General features: G+C 61.1%; 17 protein-coding genes. 9 read left to right on the top strand and 8 right to left on the bottom strand.

From position 1 onward, the window contains the following. Window positions 1-135: 135 nt before the first annotated feature. Window positions 136-1,575 (bottom strand): MFS transporter, encoded by a 1,440-nt coding sequence (locus HMPREF3175_RS07245; RefSeq protein ID WP_070491547.1) that lies wholly within the window; start codon window positions 1,573-1,575, stop codon window positions 136-138. Further along, window positions 1,547-2,683, bottom strand: a complete 1,137-nt coding sequence (locus HMPREF3175_RS07240; protein ID WP_256276319.1) for a CaiB/BaiF CoA transferase family protein — start codon at window positions 2,681-2,683, stop codon at window positions 1,547-1,549. Before HMPREF3175_RS07240 ends, HMPREF3175_RS07245 begins: the two co-directional genes overlap by 29 nt. Window positions 2,684-3,031: 348 nt before the next feature. On the opposite strand from HMPREF3175_RS07240, the gene HMPREF3175_RS07235 reads away from it, so the two are divergent. Then, entirely contained in the window at window positions 3,032-4,258 is a 1,227-nt protein-coding gene (locus HMPREF3175_RS07235) for an acyl-CoA dehydrogenase family protein (RefSeq protein WP_070491543.1), read from the top strand. 204 nt (window positions 4,259-4,462) lie between these two features. Here the strand turns inward: HMPREF3175_RS07235 and HMPREF3175_RS07230 are convergent, their stop codons facing one another. The 5 genes from HMPREF3175_RS07230 to HMPREF3175_RS07210 form a co-directional block, all read right to left on the bottom strand. After that, window positions 4,463-4,876 (bottom strand): DUF3151 domain-containing protein, encoded by a 414-nt coding sequence (locus tag HMPREF3175_RS07230; protein ID WP_052048534.1) that lies wholly within the window; start codon window positions 4,874-4,876, stop codon window positions 4,463-4,465. Further along, complete coding sequence (gene fbaA, locus HMPREF3175_RS07225) at window positions 4,876-5,898, bottom strand: class II fructose-bisphosphate aldolase (RefSeq protein WP_035756602.1); 1,023 nt, start codon at window positions 5,896-5,898, stop codon at window positions 4,876-4,878. The genes HMPREF3175_RS07230 and fbaA overlap by 1 nt, the downstream gene beginning before the upstream one ends. 242 nt (window positions 5,899-6,140) lie before the next feature. Continuing rightward, the gene (locus HMPREF3175_RS07220) at window positions 6,141-6,818 is read right to left on the bottom strand and encodes a TrmH family RNA methyltransferase (RefSeq protein WP_256173826.1); all 678 of its coding nucleotides are present in this window, start codon (window positions 6,816-6,818) and stop codon (window positions 6,141-6,143) included. Window positions 6,819-7,234: 416 nt separating this feature from the next. After that, the gene (locus HMPREF3175_RS07215; RefSeq protein ID WP_070491541.1) at window positions 7,235-7,924 is read right to left on the bottom strand and encodes an FMN reductase; all 690 of its coding nucleotides are present in this window, start codon (window positions 7,922-7,924) and stop codon (window positions 7,235-7,237) included. 27 nt (window positions 7,925-7,951) lie between these two features. Further along, window positions 7,952-9,115 carry a CE1758 family FMN-dependent luciferase-like monooxygenase gene (locus HMPREF3175_RS07210; RefSeq protein ID WP_070491539.1) on the bottom strand — a complete coding sequence of 388 codons (1,164 nt, stop codon included), beginning with the start codon at window positions 9,113-9,115 and terminating at the stop codon, window positions 7,952-7,954. Window positions 9,116-9,555: 440 nt separating this feature from the next. Between HMPREF3175_RS07210 and HMPREF3175_RS07205 the strand changes: the two genes are divergently transcribed. The 3 genes from HMPREF3175_RS07205 to HMPREF3175_RS07195 are packed head-to-tail and all read left to right on the top strand — an operon-like array spanning window position 9,556 to window position 12,110. Next, a complete protein-coding gene (locus tag HMPREF3175_RS07205; RefSeq protein WP_370991849.1) occupies window positions 9,556-10,575 on the top strand; it encodes an ABC transporter ATP-binding protein in 1,020 nt (339 codons plus the stop codon). After that, on the top strand, window positions 10,572-11,339 hold the full coding sequence (locus HMPREF3175_RS07200; RefSeq protein WP_035756618.1) for an ABC transporter permease: 768 nt from the start codon (window positions 10,572-10,574) through the stop codon (window positions 11,337-11,339). Before HMPREF3175_RS07205 ends, HMPREF3175_RS07200 begins: the two co-directional genes overlap by 4 nt. Further along, window positions 11,340-12,110 carry a hypothetical protein gene (locus tag HMPREF3175_RS07195; RefSeq protein ID WP_070491537.1) on the top strand — a complete coding sequence of 257 codons (771 nt, stop codon included), beginning with the start codon at window positions 11,340-11,342 and terminating at the stop codon, window positions 12,108-12,110. A 303-nt stretch (window positions 12,111-12,413) separates the two neighbouring features. Here the strand turns inward: HMPREF3175_RS07195 and pyrE are convergent, their stop codons facing one another. After that, window positions 12,414-12,968, bottom strand: a complete 555-nt coding sequence (gene pyrE / locus HMPREF3175_RS07190) for an orotate phosphoribosyltransferase (RefSeq protein WP_035756624.1) — start codon at window positions 12,966-12,968, stop codon at window positions 12,414-12,416. Window positions 12,969-13,094: 126 nt separating this feature from the next. On the opposite strand from pyrE, the gene HMPREF3175_RS07185 reads away from it, so the two are divergent. The 5 genes from HMPREF3175_RS07185 to HMPREF3175_RS07165 all read left to right on the top strand — a co-directional run bounded on the left by HMPREF3175_RS07185 (window position 13,095) and on the right by HMPREF3175_RS07165 (window position 18,595). Next, window positions 13,095-13,793 carry a hypothetical protein gene (locus HMPREF3175_RS07185; RefSeq protein ID WP_141742500.1) on the top strand — a complete coding sequence of 233 codons (699 nt, stop codon included), beginning with the start codon at window positions 13,095-13,097 and terminating at the stop codon, window positions 13,791-13,793. A 53-nt stretch (window positions 13,794-13,846) separates the two neighbouring features. After that, entirely contained in the window at window positions 13,847-14,674 is an 828-nt protein-coding gene (nadE, locus tag HMPREF3175_RS07180; RefSeq protein ID WP_070491534.1) for an ammonia-dependent NAD(+) synthetase, read from the top strand. A 223-nt stretch (window positions 14,675-14,897) separates the two neighbouring features. After that, window positions 14,898-16,565 (top strand): AMP-binding protein, encoded by a 1,668-nt coding sequence (locus HMPREF3175_RS07175; RefSeq protein WP_141742499.1) that lies wholly within the window; start codon window positions 14,898-14,900, stop codon window positions 16,563-16,565. Window positions 16,566-16,696: 131 nt separating this feature from the next. Continuing rightward, window positions 16,697-17,500, top strand: a complete 804-nt coding sequence (locus HMPREF3175_RS07170) for an exodeoxyribonuclease III (RefSeq protein ID WP_070491532.1) — start codon at window positions 16,697-16,699, stop codon at window positions 17,498-17,500. Window positions 17,501-17,524: 24 nt separating this feature from the next. Continuing rightward, a complete protein-coding gene (locus tag HMPREF3175_RS07165; RefSeq protein ID WP_070491530.1) occupies window positions 17,525-18,595 on the top strand; it encodes a DUF8083 family protein in 1,071 nt (356 codons plus the stop codon). Window positions 18,596-19,186 lie beyond the last annotated feature (591 nt).

Below are 19,186 nucleotides of genomic sequence, written 5' to 3'. Positions count from 1 at the left end.
CCTAGTGCGTGCTCTAGTGCGTTGGCAGGGAAACACCCCCATCACCGGGGCCCGCTTCAAGCGAACCCGCCATCTCAAGGCACGATGCCGCAAGCAATCCGGCTTTGTGGCGCGTGCTTTCCCGCGATGAGGGCCTTACTTGCTGATTCTATCAATCCGGCCCCCACACAGCTTGAGCGCGGAGACCAACGTCAGCACAGCAAATAGTGAACCCATCACCGCAACGGGCCACACGTGCCCGCCGGCCATCGTGATCATCGCGGAACCCACCAGCGGTGCCGAACCAGAGAACACCGAGGAAGCGACCTGGTAGCTCAGCGAAATACCCGTGTAGCGGACCTCGGGCGGGAAGGACTCAGAGAGCAAGCCCGCGAGCGCTGAGAAATACAGGGCGTGCGGGATCGTGACCGCAAAAATCCCCACGACTGCGAGCACAGGGTTGCCCGTGCTGATCAGAACGAACATGAGCGGAAGCAACACGATCTCAGGAATCAGCATCCCGGCGACCGCGCGCCGCACCCGGCCCCTCTCCTTCGCGCGGTGCACCAGCAACGCACCCAACGGCTGAACACAGAACTGCACGACCAAAGCCGCCGTAACCATCGCGAGGAAACCCTGCCGCGTGAACAAGCCAGCGTCCGTGGCCCAGGACAACGCGAGCGTGGCCTTGAAATACGTGACCGTGGTCGCCAAAACACTCGCGCCCACACCCCACAAAACCATCGCCTTATGTTCACGGAACAAGGTCACGATGGGAGCCTCACGGCGAGCGCGGCCGCTGCCGGTGGCGGGGGTGTTGCTGTTGGCAGTAGCTGGGTTGGCGGCCTGGCTGGCGTCGGCAGTGACTGCCTTGGCAGCGGCGGGGCTGGCGTCGTCGTGGCGGTGGAGGGTCCCACGCATCATCTCCGGGGACTCTTCGACCGAGACCCTGATCCACAACCCGATCGCTACGAGTGCCGCAGAGATCAGGAACGGAACGCGCCAACCCCACGTGAAGAACGCGTCATCCGGCAGCATCGCAACGAGCAACCACATGCCGGAGGCACACAAGTTACCGGCCGGGGAGCCTTGTTGGGCGAAAGCGGCGTACAGGATCCCGCGGTTGCTTGGGGCGTGCTCTGCGGCGAGCACCACGGCCCCACCCCATTCCCCACCCATCGCGATACCTTGCACCAGCCGCAACACGACCAGGGCGGCGGGCGCCCACCAGCCGGCCACATCGTAGGTGGGAAGCAAACCGACCGCGGTGGTGCACCCGCCCATGAGCAACAGGGTGGTGATGAGGGCGCTCCTGCGGCCAAACGTGTCGCCCCAGTGACCGAAGATCACCCCGCCGATCGGGCGGGCGAGGAACCCAGCCCAGAACGTTGCGAACGAGGCCAGGACCCCGAGCTCGCCAGGGAAGAACAGCGGCCCTAAAACCAGCGCGGCCGCTGTCGAATACGTATAGAAGTCATACCATTCGATGGTCGTGCCGATGAACGCCGCGAACCCTGCTTTACGGGCCTGCCGCCTGCGGTGGAGCGCCGGCTTGTCAGTGGCGCGGTTAGTCTTCGAGCCACGCCAAGATTGCATCACGGTCCTCATCTATACCCGGCGGCTCCTTGCGATACGCAGGTTCCGCGTCCGAAAGCCACAACGGCGTGCGTACCGTAGGCACCCCATCGGGCTTCCCCACCGGCGTCATGACCGGCTCCAATCCCAGCGATTCAGCGAAAGCGACACCTTCATCGACCCCGAGGATCGGCGAAGCCGGAAGCCCCACCTCGCGCAGTCGTGTGGCCCACTCATCGGCCGTGGCACGTGCGAGCTGCTGCTCGATCAGCGGCCGCAACGCATCCCGGTTGCGGTTGCGGGCAGGCATCGTCGCGTAGTCTTCGTTGTCCGCAAGCTCAGGCACACCGAGCGCTGTGGCAAGGAGCGCGAACTGGCGGTCATTACCAACGCAAATCACCACGTGCCGGTCCGAGCACATGAACGGACCGTACGGGAAGAGGCTCGGGTGGTCGTTGCCCATCCGGAACGGGACCGCGCCCGCGCCGACGAAGCCGGAGGTTTGATTCGCAAGTCCAGACAGCGCAGAACTCAGCAGGTTGACTTCGATGTGCTGGCCGCGGCCGGTCTGTTCGCGCTGGCGGAGGGCGGCGAGGACGCCGACGGCGGCGTGAAGGCCAGCCATAATGTCGAAGATCGCGACGCCACCGCGCTGCGGATCGCCATCCGGCTCTCCGGTCAGAGACATGAACCCAGAGGTCGCTTGAGCGAGCAGGTCGTAGCCGGGCATGTCCGCGCCGCCGCGGGAGCCGAAACCTGTGATGCTCGCATGGACTACGTGAGGATGCTTGTCCCTGACGCTCTGCGGGTCCAAGCCGAACTGCTTGAGCCCACCAGGGCGGAAGTTCTCCATGAAAACATCGGCCTTGGCCACGATGCGGTGGGCGATTTCGAGGTCGTGGGCGTCTTTGAGGTTCAGGGCGATCGCATGCTTATTGCGGTTGACGCCCAGGTAGTAGGTCGCTTCGCCGTCGCGGGCCGGCGGCTGCCACGTACGGGTGTCATCCCCACTGGGAGACTCAACCTTGATGACGGTGGCGCCAAGGTCAGCGAGCAGCATCGTCGCGTACGGACCCGCAAGAATCCGCGTGAAATCCGCGACAACCAAACCCTCCAAGGGGCCGCTCACCCTACCCGCATCCGCTGTGACCATAGTCACATAACTATCACGGGCGAAACCAGGCTGTCCAGAATCTAGCCGTCGCCCGCGCGGCGGTGGAGCGCGCGGCAGTCAGCGCGGCGGCGGAGCGCGGGGGCGGCAGAGCGCGACCGGCGCGGCGAGCCGCACCCGCGCACAGCCAGCCCCGGCTTTCGGCCGCACGGCATCCGGTGGCAAGATGGGACCTGAGATGTGACCCACGCAACATAACAGTTTGCGGGAGGCCGCATCGTGCGCTGACCACCAACGCAACCAACCATCAACGCAACCGCCGCGGCGCAGCAAGTGCCGCATCGGCATCATCACGGAAGGAAACCCATGCCACGCAACCAGACAGACCTCATGAATATTGACGGGATGCTGAGTGAAACCGAACGTGAAACCCGCGACCGCGTGGCAGCTTTTGTGGACGCCGAGATCCGGCCGAACATTGCTGAGTGGTTCGATTCGGCTACGCTTCCGGTGGAATTGTTGCCGAAGATGGCGGCGGAAGGCCTGTTCGGGATGCACTTGAACGGTTACGGGTGCGCGGGGAGATCCGCGGTCGAGTACGGGCTTGCGATGCAGGAGCTAGAGGCCGGGGATTCTGGTTTGCGCACTGTGGTTTCGGTGCAGGGTTCGCTTGCGATGTCCGCGATCTATAAGCACGGCTCCGAGGAACAGAAACAGGAGTGGCTACCGCGAATGGCCGCGGGTGAGGTGATCGGCTGCTTCGGGTTGACGGAGCCAACCGCGGGGTCTGATCCGGTATCGATGCTCACCCGTGCCCGCTGGGTTGATGGCGAGTGGGTTCTGGATGGCGCTAAGCGATGGATCGGTTTGGCATCCCTAGCGCAGGTTGCAGTGATTTGGGCGCACGTGAGCAACGAGGACGCCGCGGCCGCTGGCGTTTTGGATGAGGCCCGCGTGAAGCCGGGGGTGGACTCGATGGTGCGCGGATTCATTGTGCCGACTGATTCCGATGGGTTTGTGGCGACCCCGATCACGCAGAAGCTTTCGATGCGCGCCTCACTTCAGTGCGACATTACCCTGGATGGGGTGCGGGTTGGCGCGAATGCTTTGCTGCCTGGCGCTCAGGGGTTGAGTGGCCCGCTCGCGTGCCTGAACGAGGCGAGGTACGGGATCGCGTGGGGCGCGATGGGGGCCGCAAGGGATTCGATTGAGGCTGCGCTGGGGTATGCGTTGGAGCGTGAACAGTTCGGGCGGCCGCTCGCGGCGTTCCAGTTGACGCAGGAGAAGCTCGCCCGGATGACGGTCGAGCTGAATAAGGGCCAGTTGCTGGCGTTGCAGTTGGGGCGGGCGAAGGATGAGGGGACGTTGGAGTTCCACCAGATTTCGGTTGCAAAGCTCGCTAACGTCAAGACCGCGATCGAGATCGCACGCGAGGCCCGCACCGTGTGTGGCGGCAACGGGATCACGCTCGATTATTCGCCGCTGCGCCACGCGAACAACCTCGAATCAGTGCGCACCTACGAAGGCACCGACGAGGTGCACACGCTCATCATCGGTCAAAAACTCACCGGAATCAGCGCATTCGCGAACTAGCGAGCTGAGCGGGGCGGCGGGTAGCGGCTTGGTCTGGGCAGGACGCGACTTGGTCGGGGCGTCCGGGCTAGTAGCCGGCGGGGCGGCGCTGTACGGCGCCGCCCCACCTGGTTTAAGCATCTTCGGCACCGAAATTGCTGTAAAAAAATTAATGCCATCGCATAAATTTGCAGCAATTTCGGTGCCGAAGGTTAGAAAAGGCGGCTATTTGGCGGCGAGTTTCGCTTCCGCTTCGGGGTCGGCATCCCGCAGGAAGTCGCCGATGCGCTGAACCTCGTCCACCTCACCAATCCGCTCGGCAGCGAGCTTCAACTGGTACAAGCAGCGCAAGAATCCACGGTTCGGTTCATGCTCGTAAGGAACCGGGCCTTGCCCCTTCCAGCCAGCGCGACGCAACGCATCCAAGCCACGGTGATAACCCACCCGGGCGAACGCATACGCCTCAATATCGCGGCCATCGGCGGCAGCATCCTCAGCGAGCAAAGCCCACGGAAGCTGCTCGGCAGGGAACTGACGCACCAAATCCTCGGCCTCATCGCCGGCATCGTAGCGGGCAACCAGCTCAGGGTTTTCAGGGATCCGCGTCTCCGGGATCCCCAGCAAGTTACGGCCGATCATTACTTGATCGCCTTCCCGGCGGAACCGAGGTCCTGGCACGCCTCAACCACGCGGGCCGCCATCGATTTCTCTGCCGCGGCACCCCACGAGCGAGGGTCATACAGTTTCTTGTTGCCGACCTCGCCGTCGATCTTGAGCACGCCATCGTAGTTGCGGAACATGTGCTCAACCACGGGGCGAGTGAAAGCGTACTGGGTGTCGGTGTCGATGTTCATCTTGATCACGCCGTAGGACACCGCGTCAGCGATCTCCTGCTCGGTGGAGCCGGAACCGCCGTGGAACACGAGGTCGAACGGCTTGTCCTTGCCCAGACGGCTACCGATTTCGTCCTGGATTTCCTTCAACAGCTCAGGGCGCAATTTGACGTTACCCGGCTTATAAACGCCGTGGACGTTACCGAACGTCAACGCCGTCATGTAGCGGCCGTATTCGCCAGAACCGAGCGCTTCAACAGTTTCTGCGGCGTCTTCGATGGTTGTGTAGAGCTTCTCGTTGATCTCGTTTTCAACGCCGTCCTCTTCACCACCAACAACGCCGATCTCAACTTCGAGAATCTGCTTATTCGAGGCGGTCAACGGGAGCAGTTCACGCGCGATGCGCAGGTTTTCGCTCAGCGTCTCAGCGGAGCCGTCCCACATGTGGGAGTTGAACAGCGGGTCACGGCCGGCCTGCACCTCTGCCTTGGAGGCTTCGATGAGCGGCATAACCCACGAATCGATCTGCTCACGCGGCGCGTGGTCGGTGTGCAGCGCGACGGTGATCGGATAGTTCTTCGCAACCTCACGCACGTACGCGACAAAAGCGAGGGAACCTGCGATGCGGTCCTTCACGGTGGAGCCGGAGAAGTACTGCGCGCCACCGGTGGAGATCTGCAGGATCCCGTCAGAACCTGCTTCCGCGAGACCGGCGAGCGCCGCGGAAACCGTCTGGGAGCTGGTCACGTTGAACGCAGGGTAAGCGAATCCGCCGGCTTTGGCGGTGTCGAGCATCTGGTTGTACTGGTCCGGTGTTGCAACACCCATGTGGGCTCCTTCTATATAGGGGCTGGCGCGGCTGGTTCGGCGTGCGATGCGCAGGCCAGCGTGGTCTTGCGTGCCGGCTAGCGTGCGCGCACGCAACGGTTCCGCTGGTAGGCGGTGCCGCCGTCTTCCTCTATGCTACCGACCCGCGGTGTTGCGTGCGCTGTGTTGAGGGGTTGCGGCCGCGGTGCGGGGGCAGGTGCCGCACCGCGGGGCGGGTTACTGTTTGCGGCACGGGCTGGCGGTTAGGGGTGTTGGTTGAAGACGTGTTGGCGGATCCAGGCGTGCATCGCGATACCGCTGGCGACTCCGGCGTTGATGGAGCGGGTTGAACCGAATTGTTCGATGGAGAGGGTGTCGACCGCGGCGGTGCGCATCTCTTCGGAGAGTCCCGGGCCTTCTTGGCCGAACACGAGCACGCATCGTTCCGGGAGGCTGTAGGTTTCGAGTTGGACGGAGTCGGGGAAGATGTCGATCCCGAGGATCGGGATGTTTTCTTGCCGGGCCCAGGTCACGAAGTCTTCGACGGTGGGGTGGTGCATGACGGTCATGTAGCGGTCGGTGACCATGGCGCCGCGGCGGTTCCAGCGGCGGCGGCCTACGATGTGCACGGCGGCCGCGTTGAACGCGTTGGCGTTGCGTACCACGGTGCCGATGTTGAAGTCGTGCTGCCAGTTTTCGATGGCGATGTGGAGTGGGTGGCGGCGAGAATTGAGGTCGGCGACGATCGCATCGTGTTTCCAGTACCGGTATTGGTCGAGAACGTTGCGGCGGTCGCCGTGAGCGAGGAGTTCGGGGTCCCAGTGGGCGCCTTTAGGGTGGGGACCTTCCCACGGGCCGACACCGACGACGTGCTCAGGTGTTTCGGGGCTGTTGTTCTGGCTCGGGGTGCTGTTTTCGCTCGGGGTTTGGTTCTCGCTCACGAAACACAACTGTACGTCCCCAGTTTTAATCTTGGGCAACGTAATTGCTGAAATAACGTTCCCCGGCGCAGCTACTGACATAACCTTTAGCAACGTGAGTGCTGCTATTTGCATCTTCGGCAACACCAGTGTTGCTATTTCGATGCCCCTGCCCGCATGGTTTAACCTTCGGCATCACTAGTGTTGTTATTTCTCGCGGCCGCTTCCGTTGCGGTGCGCCCGTCGCGCTCCCCCACGGTTGCGTCGCCCTGCCCTCCGCTGCCGTTGCCCTCCGGCACCGCTGCCACCAGCGGCCGTGGCGGCCGCCCCAGCCGCCACCCTTCCGGCGCCGGCTGGCACACACCGTCTGGCGAAATAACTACAATTTTTGTGCCGAAGGTTAATCTCTCGGTCGTTAAGCCTTAGATGTTCGTCCGTTACGCCTTAGACGTGGGGTTACCGTCGTGCCCCTCGAGCAGGGTCGCGAAATCCACCACGTGGGTCAGCTCATTTCCAGACGTCCGTTGGCGTCCGCCCTTCGCAGCTGGCTGTTGCATTGCCGTGAAACCAGCAACTGTGTTGCCGAAACTCATCATCGCTTGGGTCAGCTCATCCGCTGCCTGCGCAATACGTCCGGCAAGGCCCTTCCCCGTTTCCGTCCCGAAGTCTTCGGTCGCCGCGAACACACCGGTCGGGACCACTGTGGCGTGCAGGTAGGCGAACATCGGGCGCATCGCGTGGTCGATCACCAGCTGATGCCGCGGCGTCCCCGCCGTCGCCGCCGCCAGCACCGGCACGCCCCGCAGCGTATCCACATCGAGCGAATCAAACAGCATCTTGAACAGCCCCGACATGCTCGCGGTGAACACCGGCGTCACCGCAACAACCCCATCCGCGGCTGCAAGCTTTTCCCGAACTTCAGCCAGCTTCGGCGTCAGCATCCCGCCGGTCAGCATCGTCTGCGTGAGGTCTTGTGCGATCTCACGAACCTCAATGACCTCCGCCTCAACATCTTCGCCGCGCGCGGTCACCGCGGCACGGACGGCATTGACGATCTGATCGGTCAAAAGCCTGGTGCTCGATGGCTGCGATAGCCCAGCTGTTACTGCAACGAGTTTCACTGCCATGTCTCCTCCTCTGCCACGTCTGTCTTCCTAGTTGTCGTTCTCTGCCGCGTGTTCCCGCTTCGCAGCTTCTGCCGCGCGGGCCACCGGCGAGGAGATCACCTGGTGGTAGTCGTGATCCTTCGGTAGGGCGGCGAGCTGTTCGTGGCTTGGCGCGCGGGACGGAACACCGGTGGGGCGGCGCGTCTCGAATTCGCGACGGAGCACGGGCACGATCTCGCGGCCGAGGATCTCAATTTGCTCCAGGACCACATCTTCCGGCAGGCCTGCGTGGTCGATCAGGAAACCTTGCCGCTGGTAGTCGCCCACCGCATCGGCGAATCCGAGCGTCCGTTCGATCACGTGCTCCACCGTGCCGACAGTCAGCGGTGTATCCCGCGTGAACTCTTCGAGGGACGGCCCGTACCCGTAAACCGGCGCGTTGTCGAAGTAAGGCCGGAAGAACTCTTTGGCTTTCTTCTCGGTTTCGCCTACGAAGATGTGGCCGCCCAGGCCTACGATGGCTTGTTCGGCTCCGCCGTGACCGTAGTGTTCGTAGCGCTCGCGGTAGAGCTGGACCATGGAGGCGGTGTGTTCCATGGTCCAGAAGATGTTGTTGTGGAAGAAACCGTCGCCATAGAAAGCGGCTTGTTCGGCGATTTCTGGGGAGCGGATGGAGCCGTGCCATACGAACGGCGGGGTGTCGTCGAGCGGGCGGGGCGCGAGCGTGAAGCCGTGGAGTGGTGTACGGAATTTCCCTTCCCACCTCACGGTTTCTTCGCGGAAGAGTTTGCGCAGCAGATGGTAGTTCTCGATCGCGAGTGGGATGCCTTGTCGGATGTCTTTGCCGAACCACGGGTAGACGGGGCCGGTGTTGCCGCGGCCCATCATGAGGTCGATGCGGCCGCCGGATACGTGTTGCAGCATCGTGTAGTCCTCGGCGATGAGGACGGGATCGTTGGTGGTGATGAGGGTTGTTGAGGTGGTGAGTTTGATGTGTTCGGTTTTCGCGGCGATGTAGGCGAGGTTGGTGGTTGGTGATGACACGACGAAGGGCGGGTTGTGGTGCTCGCCTTGTGCGAAGAAGTCGAGGCCGACTTCTTCGGCTTTGATTGCGTATTTCTGGATGGACCGGAGCCGTTCGTGCTCGGTTTGGGTTGTGCCGGTGGTTGGGTCCGGGGTGAGGTCTCCGACGGTGAAGATACCGAATTCCATGGTGGCTTCTCCTAGGTGCCGGGGTTCAAACCCCGAACTTTGTTGACGTGTCAAATATATCAACCGCCAGGTATCCACTTTCATTCCCGCCAGCCCCGACCCATCCAATCCCGGGCAACCCTTTAACCTTGAGCATCAAAATTGCAGAAATAACGTTGAGTAGATTGCGCACTGAACCAACCTTCGGCAACGCCAGTGCTGCTATTTCGGCACCACAACCGTCATTACAGTCCAGTCGCACCACTTGCCCCCCCCTATATGACCTATGTCACACTGATGTGGTGCCGTCCCACGCTCGCGCGCCTTGCTAGCCGGCGCTACGGATGACCGGCGCTACCAGATACGCAGCACCACAGACGCCCACCACTGCAGACGGAAGCGGCGGCAAAAGGGCGGATGTTCCGCCAGCAAGAAGACCAACCAGCTTTTGCACCCACCTCATCGAAAACACAATAGGGGAAAACATTTCTACTGATTCGAACGATTCAAAAGTTCCCGCTCTGGAGTTCCGCAACGTTTCGCGGACGTATGACAAGGGGAAGTTCACTGCGGTCAGCGAGGTTTCACTCACCGTTGAACCTGGCCAGATCCATGCACTCATCGGGCCGAACGGCGCAGGAAAAACCACCTTGGTGAAGATGGCCGCTTCCATCCTGGACCCAAGCCAGGGTGAGGTCATCGTCGACGGCCACAACGCCACAACACATTCACAGCAGGCCCGCCGCGACGTCGGGCTCGCCCTCGGCGGCGAACTCGGCTTCTACCCTAGGGCGAGCGCTATCAAGAACTTGCGTTTCTTCGCCAACGTCGCAGGCATCCCATCGAAAAACATTCCTGCAGAGACTGAAAGAGTTCTTGAGGCTGTCAGTTTATCTAAAAATGGTAATCAGAAAGTCAATTCATTCTCGCGAGGAATGGTGCAGCGTCTTCATATCGCCCGCGCACTTCTGGGGCACCCGGCCCTGCTTGTCATGGATGAGCCAACGAACGGACTCGATCCGGACATCGCGCTATCCATCCGTACCCTACTGAAGGATCTCGCGAACAACGGGCACGCCGTCTTTCTCACCAGCCACACGATGTCTGAAATCGAGGACGTGTCTCATGTCATTTCGGTCATCGGTGCCGGCCGCATCCACTTCACGGGCGGGCTTACGGAAGTCGTGAATTACGCAGGTGTCACCGCTACAACCACTGCAACAATCCACGCGCGCAACAAGGACATTGTTGAGACGCTGCGCTCCCAGCCGCATGTGAAGGAGCTGCGTCAGTCCCCGAAAGGTGCACGATGGGGGCTCACTGTTTTCTGGGAAAGCAGCCAAACGCCCGCACAGATTCAAGCTGAAGTGCAGCGTATTTTCCGGGAACACAGCATCGAAATACCGAACGATTTAGTAACCAGGAAACCCACGCTTGAGGAAGCCTATTTGTCATTGGCAGGTGAGCTCAAACGCCCATGATGCGCTACTTCCGTATGGTTGCTTTCCACCTGGGCGAGTTCGCTCGGGTTCCGTTTTTCGTTTCACTCATGGCCACATCGACCCTCGGCATTCTCGCTATTCAAGCGCTTGCATACTACGCGTGGGGTGGCGACGCGTGGGTTGCGTGGATGCGTAGCGGCATCGTTGGCATGTGGACCACAACAACTGTTGCGGCGGGAATCCTCGGATTCGAACGTTTCAAAGGCACGCTTGTCCACCTATTCAGTGCACGCATCAACGTTCTTTCCCCGGCTGCGGCGGTTGTCTCTGCGGCCTCGGTTTTCGGGCTTTTATCCTTCGCGGTCGCTTGGCTCGCGTGGGGCCTACTGTGGATCGCGACTGACGTAGGCCACGGCACTCCCCCGGTTTCAGGGGCGTCAGTTGCGGTCAGCATCCTGTTGCTGTGGGTTTCGTGCCTCAGTATTTCTTTTGTGATTGCGGCGATTTTCGTGCTGACACCGAACGCGATTGCGTATGAGGAACTTCTTCTGATTCCTGTTTTCATTCTTTCCGGTCTTGTTTTCACTTCTACAGACGCGCCACCGGTATTGCACGAGTTGAGTTACATCATTCCGCTGTCAGCACCAACCCAGGTTTTGCTGGGACAAGTCCCGGACGGTGAAGTGATGTTCCGTCTGCTCATCGGCCTGGGCGTGACAGCGTGCTGGTTCGCCGCATCGTACTGGCTCGGCAAATCAGCTATCCGCAAGGCCCGTTCCGCTGGCACATTGGCGGTGATCTAGATGAGTTTCGCATCTCGTTTCGGTGCCGCGTTCCGGGTTTCTTTGGCGTCATCGATTGCGTACGCAACCGTCGGAACCTTGCTGGTCTCGATGCTTGCGATCCCGTTGTTAGAGATTCTGTTCAGTGTTCTGCTCGCCAAAGACGTCGGGTCCATGGATGTGCTGCGTACCGCGTATGCGTCCACGCTGGTGGGCATCGGTTTGGGCGTGTGTTCCGGGGTGGTTTCCAAGACCGCGACCGACCGGAACCTCGGAGTCTTCCAGGTTGTGCATGAATACCGGCGGGTGGATCTCGCGTACTGGCTGGCGTCGCTGGTGATGCCGGTGCTACTCGCGCTGCCGGCGGGTGTGGCCTCTCTTGCGGTGATCACCGTGATGTCCGGGCACGCTAGCTTTGCGGTGGTGGCGCGACTGGCCTTGTTGGTGGTGTGCGCTGTGCTGGTGGGCGGCTTGTTGGGGATTTCGATGTCGGGTGTTGGCTTGGCGTTGTCTGACCCGTATCAAGGTGCTGCGTTCGCGGGCGCCGTTGTCCCGGTTTTGGCGGGTGTGATCGTGCCGGTCGCGTTGTTCCCGCAATGGCTGGCCCCGTTGAGTGCGGTGATCCCGCTGACTGGTGTGGTCGATGCTGTAGGCAGCTTGAACTCGAGTGTGGCGTGGTCTGTGCTTGCGTTCGATGTGGCTCGCGGCGTGGCATGGGCTGTTCTCGGTTTGCTGATGGTGCAGATCGCTCGTTCGCGGTTGCGTGGAGGCCATAAGTTCAGCGTCATCTAGCCCCCCCTTTAATCTTGGGCAACTAAATTGCTGAAATAACGTCAAGCCGACTGAGTGCCGAAATAACCTTCGGCAACATGTGTGCTGTTATTCCACGGCCAGCCCCGCCCCGTGTTTAACCTTCGGCATCGTGAGTGCTGTTATTTTTCTGCCGTAGCCATCCGCGCATATAACCGGCACATAAAACGTGGCTGCCACCCCGGCAAGGGGCGGCAGCCACGTTTTATTTCGACACTCTCGGTGCTAAAGGTTATTCAGCACTTACAGGTCTTAACGTTTTTCGACACTCTTGTTGCTAAAGGTTTAGAGGCCGAGGTCGTGTTTGCTGAACAGCGCAATGTACGGCACGCCGGCTTCTTCTTTGATGCGTTCGGCTGCGCCGGTGTCCCGGTCAACGATCACCGCTACCGCGACCACGTTGCCGCCCGCTTTCCGCACCCCTTCCACTGCCGTGAGGGCGGAGCCGCCGGTCGTGGATGTGTCTTCGACGATCAGCACGTCGCGCCCCTCAACGCCCGGCCCTTCAACCTGCCGACCCATGCCGTAGTCTTTCGCGGCTTTCCGCACCACGAACGCATCAATCTCACGCCCGGCTTCCCGCGCCGCGTGCATGATCGCGGTACCTACGGGGTCAGCACCCATGGTGAGTCCACCGGCTGCCGCAAAGCTCACACCGGCGTCGTCGCATGCCGCCAACAGTTGGCGGCCGATCAAGATCGAGGCTTCGTGATGCAGCGTCACCCGGCGTAGGTCGACGTAGTAGTCGGCTTCTTTCCCGGAGGAGAGGATCACTTTGCCTCGCACCACGGCGAGGTCGCTGATGAGCTGTTGCAGGCGTGCGCGTTCGTTGCTGGTCATGTTCCTTAGTTTAGGTGCTGCACCGGTTTTTGCTCATTTTCCTCACGCCTTATTCCCCGTATTCTGGGGTTAGTTGTTTCTTGGGTTAGTCGATTCTGGGATTCGTTCCGTTTTTGGGGGTCTTCGATGTCTCTTCCTACTCCTCCTGGGCCTGCCGGTCAGGATGTGGAACCGTTTGACGCGGCTCCTGCCGAGCTTGATGTTCCTGCGCCGCAGTCTTCGTGGGAGCCCACGGACTGGGAACCGACTGATTGGGAACCTGATTCCGATGCGGTTGATGCCGCTATCGCGAAACGTCTCGGTGTGGATTCTGAGGACATTTATGCGGCTGTTCGTGCCGCTGAGCAGCAGGCTGATGCGATCGCGGATCCGCATGTTCGCGCGGCTGAACCGGTGATTCCCGCGCCGCAGGTTCCCGACGAGGTCGGCCTGGATGCCCCGGTTTCGGAGAAGGTTTCGATGCGCGGCGTGGTTGAGGCCGCCGCTGCCGAGGTTGGGCAGGAGATCGCCCACGGCACAGTTGGGTCTGACGCCGGCTCGGTTGATGGGCCAGCGGCTCCCGATGCGCCAGCGGCTCCCGATGCGGACCCAGCCCCCGCGGTCCCTCACTCGGACCAAGCTGACGATGCGGACTCAGCGCCCGCATCGCCCGTCACGTTGCCTCCTCCGCCGGCCCCGCCAGAGAGCACGACACCGGATGCGGACACCGCAACACCCGCGGACGCAGAGCCAGCAGAAAACACAACACCATCGGAAAACACTGCACAGGAAGGTTCAGCCCCGCGAGACTTCCTGCCGCCGCCACCGGCGCCACCGGCATCGTAAACCCAGCACCGCCACCCCATCCACACCTGCACCCCACGGACTAAGCTGGGTTTATGAGGTCTCTGCAGCAACAAATCATCGCTGAAATGGGTGTGAAGCCGAAGATTGATGCGGCTCAGGAGGTTGAGGATCGCGTCCAGTTTTTGGTGGATTATGCCCGCTCGGCTCATGCGCGCGGCTATGTTCTAGGTATTTCAGGCGGGGTTGATTCCTCGCTCGCGGGCCGTCTAGCGCAGCTCGCGGTGGAGCGGCTTCGCGCCGAGCACAACACTGACGCCACCTTCACTGCGGTTCGGTTGCCGTTCGAGGTTCAAGCTGATGAGGCTGATGCGCAAGCGGCGATGGATTTCATACAGCCCGATGACCCTCACACAGTGGACATCGCGCCGGGGGTCGTTGGTCTTGAGGAGCAGATCAAAGCCACCACGGGCGCCCCGCTCACGGATTTCAACCGCGGCAATCTGAAGGCTCGCATGCGGATGGCGGCCCAATATGCTCTTGCGGGTGAGCGCGGCCAGCTGGTGGTCGGTACGGATCAGGCGGCTGAATCGACGATGGGGTTCTTCACTAAGTTCGGTGACGGCGGTGCCGATGTGCTTCCGTTGGCGGGGCTGACGAAGGGGCAGGTCGGTGAACTGTTGCGCCACCTGGGTGCCCCGCGACGCGTGGTGGACAAGGTCCCAACCGCTGACCTCTTGGACGGCAACCCCGGCCGGCTCGACGAGGACGAAATGGGCGTCTCATACGCCCACCTTGACGCCTACCTACGCGGCGAAACCGTCCCCGACGAGACCGCGGAACGCATCGAGGCCGCCTACCTACGTAGCCGACATAAGCGCCGCACCCCAACCACCCCATCGGACACATGGTGGAAGGAATGAGGCGGCGGGGCTCAGCCGGTCCAGGACTGAACCTCTAGTGGAACCAAAGCGCTGGCGAAACTGAGCCCCGTCATGGACCGTATCTTTCCACCCCCAGCACTGTTTTTATCGATAATCTAAACAACAACAATCCAATCAATACCAACCTCGTCAACTGCCAGCCGCGCAGGGCAACCACCCACATATGCGGCAACAGGCATAGACGAACCCCGGGAGGAACCCCATGTCGCAACAATTCGAGCAGTACAAGGCCGCACGCGACCAGTTGCTGACCTACCGGGAGGATTACGAAAAAGCGCGTGAAACGTTCACGTGGCCGGACATCCCGGGCTTCAACTTCGGGTTCGACTGGTTCGATCAGATCGCAGCCGGCGAGCGCGCGAATGACCCAGCGCTCATCATCGTTGAGGACGATGAGACGCGCACCACGCGCACGTGGGTTGAGCTTTCGGCACGGTCGAATCAGGTGGCGTCATGGTGGGCGCAGCTGGGCGTGAAGTTTGGCGACAAGATCATTTTGATGCTCGGGAACCGGGTCGAGTTGTGGGAGTCGGTTTTGGCTTCGGTGAAGCTCGGTTCGGTTTTGATCCCGACCACTACCCAGATGGTGGGGGCTGACCTTCAGGACCGTATTACGCGTGGCGGTGCGCGTTGGGTCATCGCTGACCACAACGATTTGGAGAAGTTCGCGGACATCGAGGGCGAGTATTCACTGATCGATGTTGATTCGGTGTTCGCTGGGGCTCATCATTGGGCTGATGCGGATGCCGCGCCGGAATCGTTCGTTCCGGAACACAAAGCTACCGGTGACGATTCGATGCTGCTGTACTTCACATCGGGCACCACACAGCAAGCGAAGCTGGTTGAGCACACGCACTATTCATACCCGATGGGGCATCTATCCACGATGTATTGGATCGGGATTGAGCCGGGCGATGTGCATTTGAACGTGGCCTCCCCGGGCTGGGGTAAGCATGCGTGGTCGAATGTTTTCGCGCCGTGGATCGGCGAAGCAACTGTGTACATCTATAACTATGATCGTTTCGATGCGATCAAGTTGATGGAGCACATGTCGGAGGAGTCGGTCACGTGTTTCTGCGCACCGCCAACCGTGTGGCGCATGCTGATCCAGGCTGATTTGACGCGCCTGACGAACCCGCCGAAGAAGCTGGTTTCCGCGGGTGAGCCGCTCAACGCCGTAGTGATCGATACGGTCGCGAAGGCGTGGGGTCAGACGATCCGCGACGGCTTCGGGCAAACCGAATCCACGGTCCAGGTGGCGAACCCTCCGGGTATGCCGGTCAAGATCGGCGCGATGGGGCGTGCGATGCCGGGCTATGAGCCGGTCTTGATCGACACGACCACCGGTGAAGAGGCGCAGCTGGGTGAGCTGTGCCTGCGGCTGGATCCCCGCCCCGGCGGTCTGATGGCCGGCTACTATAACGAACCGGAACGCACCGAGCGGGCGATGCGCGGCGGCATCTACCATACGGGCGACATCGCTGAGGTCGATGAGCGCGGCATCTATACGTATGTGGGGCGCGCTGACGATGTGTTCAAGTCTTCGGACTACCGTATTTCACCGTTCGAACTGGAGTCTGTCCTGGTTGAGCATCCGGCCGTCGCAGAAGCCGCGGTAGTGCCGTCGCCGGACCCGATCCGTTTGTCCGTCCCGAAGGCCTACATCATCCTCGCTGCCGGGCATGAACCGACCCCGGAAACCGCGGAGGCGATCTTCCGTTACTGCAAGGAAAACGTGCCGCCGTTCCGCCGGATCCGCCGCCTCGAGTTCGCGGATCTACCGAAAACAGTGTCCGGCAAGATCCGCCGCGTTGACCTGCGCAACGAAGAGTCCGAGAAACCGCGGCCCCGACGGGCAGCTGCTACCTGACGCGCAAGGCACCGAATACACCGAACGAGACTTCCCGGCACTAAAGTCGGTCCGGTCTAAGTAGATGCCGATGCGGTCGCGCCCGGTGAAAGCCGGGCACGGCACGCGCGGGCGTTGATACGGTTGTGTGCGTGAAGATTGCAACGTGGAATGTGAATTCGCTGCGGGCCCGCGCTGACCGTGTTGAGGCGTGGCTTGAGCAGAATGATGTTGATGTTCTGGCCATCCAGGAAACCAAATGCAAGGACGAGAACTTTCCGTGGGAGCTGTTCGAGTCGCTCGATTATGATGTGGCGCATTTCGGTTTTTCTCAGTGGAATGGTGTTGCGATCGCGTCCCGTGTGGGGCTTGAGGATGTTGAGCGGACGTTCCCTGGGCAGCCCGCGTTCGGTAAGGGTGGGGTGGATCCTGTTCAGGAGGCTCGTGCGATCGCAGCGACCTGTAACGGTGTGCGCGTGTGGAGCTTGTATGTGCCGAATGGGCGCGCCCTGGACGATGAACACATGCCGTATAAGTTGGAGTGGCTTGCGGAGCTGAACCGTCAAGCGGCCGGCTGGCTGGCGGAGGATCCGCAGGCGCAGATCGCTTTGACGGGCGACTGGAATATCGCCCCGCGCGATGAGGACGTGTGGGATATGCAGTACTTCCTCGACAACCAGTTGACGCACGTGTCACAGCCTGAACGCGACGCTTTCCACGCATTCCTGGATACGGGTTTTGTTGATCCGATGCGGAAGCGCCACCCCGGCCCCGGCGTGTTCACCTACTGGGATTACCAGAAGCTACGTTTCCCTAAAGGTGAGGGGATGCGGATTGACTTCCAGCTGCTCTCCCCCGCCTTGGCGGCGCGGGTGACGGATGCGGCAGTCGACCGTGAGGAACGCAAAGGTAAGGGCCCATCGGACCACGCGCCAGTCGTCGTGACATTGGCTTGAGGTCCTGCTAGGGCTAGCTCTCTGATGGGGACTTTCTCAGACGACAATGCGGGCGGCGGCGCTGGCGGCGCCGGCAACTCTGGCGACAACGGCGGCGCTGGCGGGTTTCCGCGTATGCCGGTGGGCGCGCGTCGTAACATGCCTCCCACCGCATATTTGCGCGTGTATTCGCCGTTGGCTAGTTTCGATGACGCTGAGCAGTTGTTAATTGCTACGCCAGGGCACACGTTGGATGCATCGTTTGATGACGAGGCCGCGTTGTGGCGTTCTTTGGTGCGTATTTCGCGCCCGCGGGTGGACCCGTTTCCGCATGGGACTATTGAGCAGTATCGCATGATTGTGCTCGATAGGGAGCATGGCGATGTCGTGATGTTTTGCCCGGCGCAGGAGCCGTTGCGTGCGGGTATCGCGGCGTCTTTGCTGGAGGACTACGTGCCTGAGGATGCTTTAGATGTGTGGTTCCCTCCGGCCTCAGCCGCGGCGCATAGTGAGCGTTTGCAGGAACACGGGATGTGGCTGGCTGAATCGCCGTTGTACACGCGGATGTCTACGTGGCGGATCCCGTTGAGTTGGTTCGCGTTGTTCCGTTCCGGCGATGAGGAGGAGGTCGTCGAGGGCGAGGATTCGCAGCCGCTCTCGGTTGCGGTTCGGGTTCCTTTGGTGTTGGCTCTGGAGCGGGCGGCGTATGCCGTTGCCGCGTTGTCTTCGATTTCGATGGTCACCGACGATGATGGCTTCGGCGAGGGTGATTCATGGGGCGGCGATCCAGCAGAGGACGGGGAAGCGGACGAGGACGTCGATGCCACTGGTTTCCTCGACGGTTCTGGCATGGATGATGTCGATGCGGTGGACCCGACTGGGTTATTAGCCTCGGCTGTGGAGTTGCATGACTGGTTGCAGCAGTTCCATCCGGATTCGGTTGTTGAGTTGGATTATGGTTTGTTGACGGCTAGGGCATGGCCGGATGATTCGGTTTTGGATGTCGCCGATGGGTTGGATGCGTTGATGGACGCGGACATGGCTGGTGCCGTGGCTGCTTATTTCCGTTTGCGGCGGCGGTGGGATTCGATTTCGATGTGGGCGCACGCGGGTTAGCGACCCCCACATTGTGTAGGGCTAGTCGCTACCCCGCGCTTGCGAGGTATGCTTACTTCCCTCGCGGCAAATCTTCGATTGCGTAAAACCCGCGCATTCTCCAACCGTCTGCTTTGCGCTCCAAGACCAGAGCGGCATCGTCAGTCCAAGCCGCCTCTATTGTTTGGACTGGTTTTGTTTTCCCGGGCACGTAGAAGGATTGTTTCTCGACAGGCCAAGTGGACGTCACGTAATAGTTCCCGTTCTTGAGCTTTTATTTGGTATGCGCACGTCTTCTAAACGCACCTTTCCGCCGACCACCCAGGCTTTGTCTTTCTTCATGCGCGAGAAAACTTCGTCCTCGGCTTTACAGTATTGACACTTTGGTGAGGTGATGTCCCAGAATTCTTTCTGGCATGACGGTGCCTCATTTCGTCCGTGTCGTGTTGTGGTGGGGGTTAGCGTGTTTGGCGGGGTTTGAAGATGGTGAAGTCTTGTATTTTGCAGGTCGGGTCGTTCCTCGGGTTGCCTGGTTGGCAGGGGCCGGAGACGTTGACTGATCGCATACTCCACACCCGTATATCTAGGGGTGTGGCTTGGGTTTCTAAGGTT

Origin of the sequence: Arthrobacter sp. HMSC08H08 (genome assembly GCF_001807575.1) — a bacterium.
Classification (GTDB): domain Bacteria; phylum Actinomycetota; class Actinomycetes; order Actinomycetales; family Micrococcaceae; genus Pseudoglutamicibacter; species Pseudoglutamicibacter albus.
The sequence above is the reverse complement of the archived record's forward strand: the minus strand, read 5'-3'. Positions and strand labels throughout refer to the sequence as shown.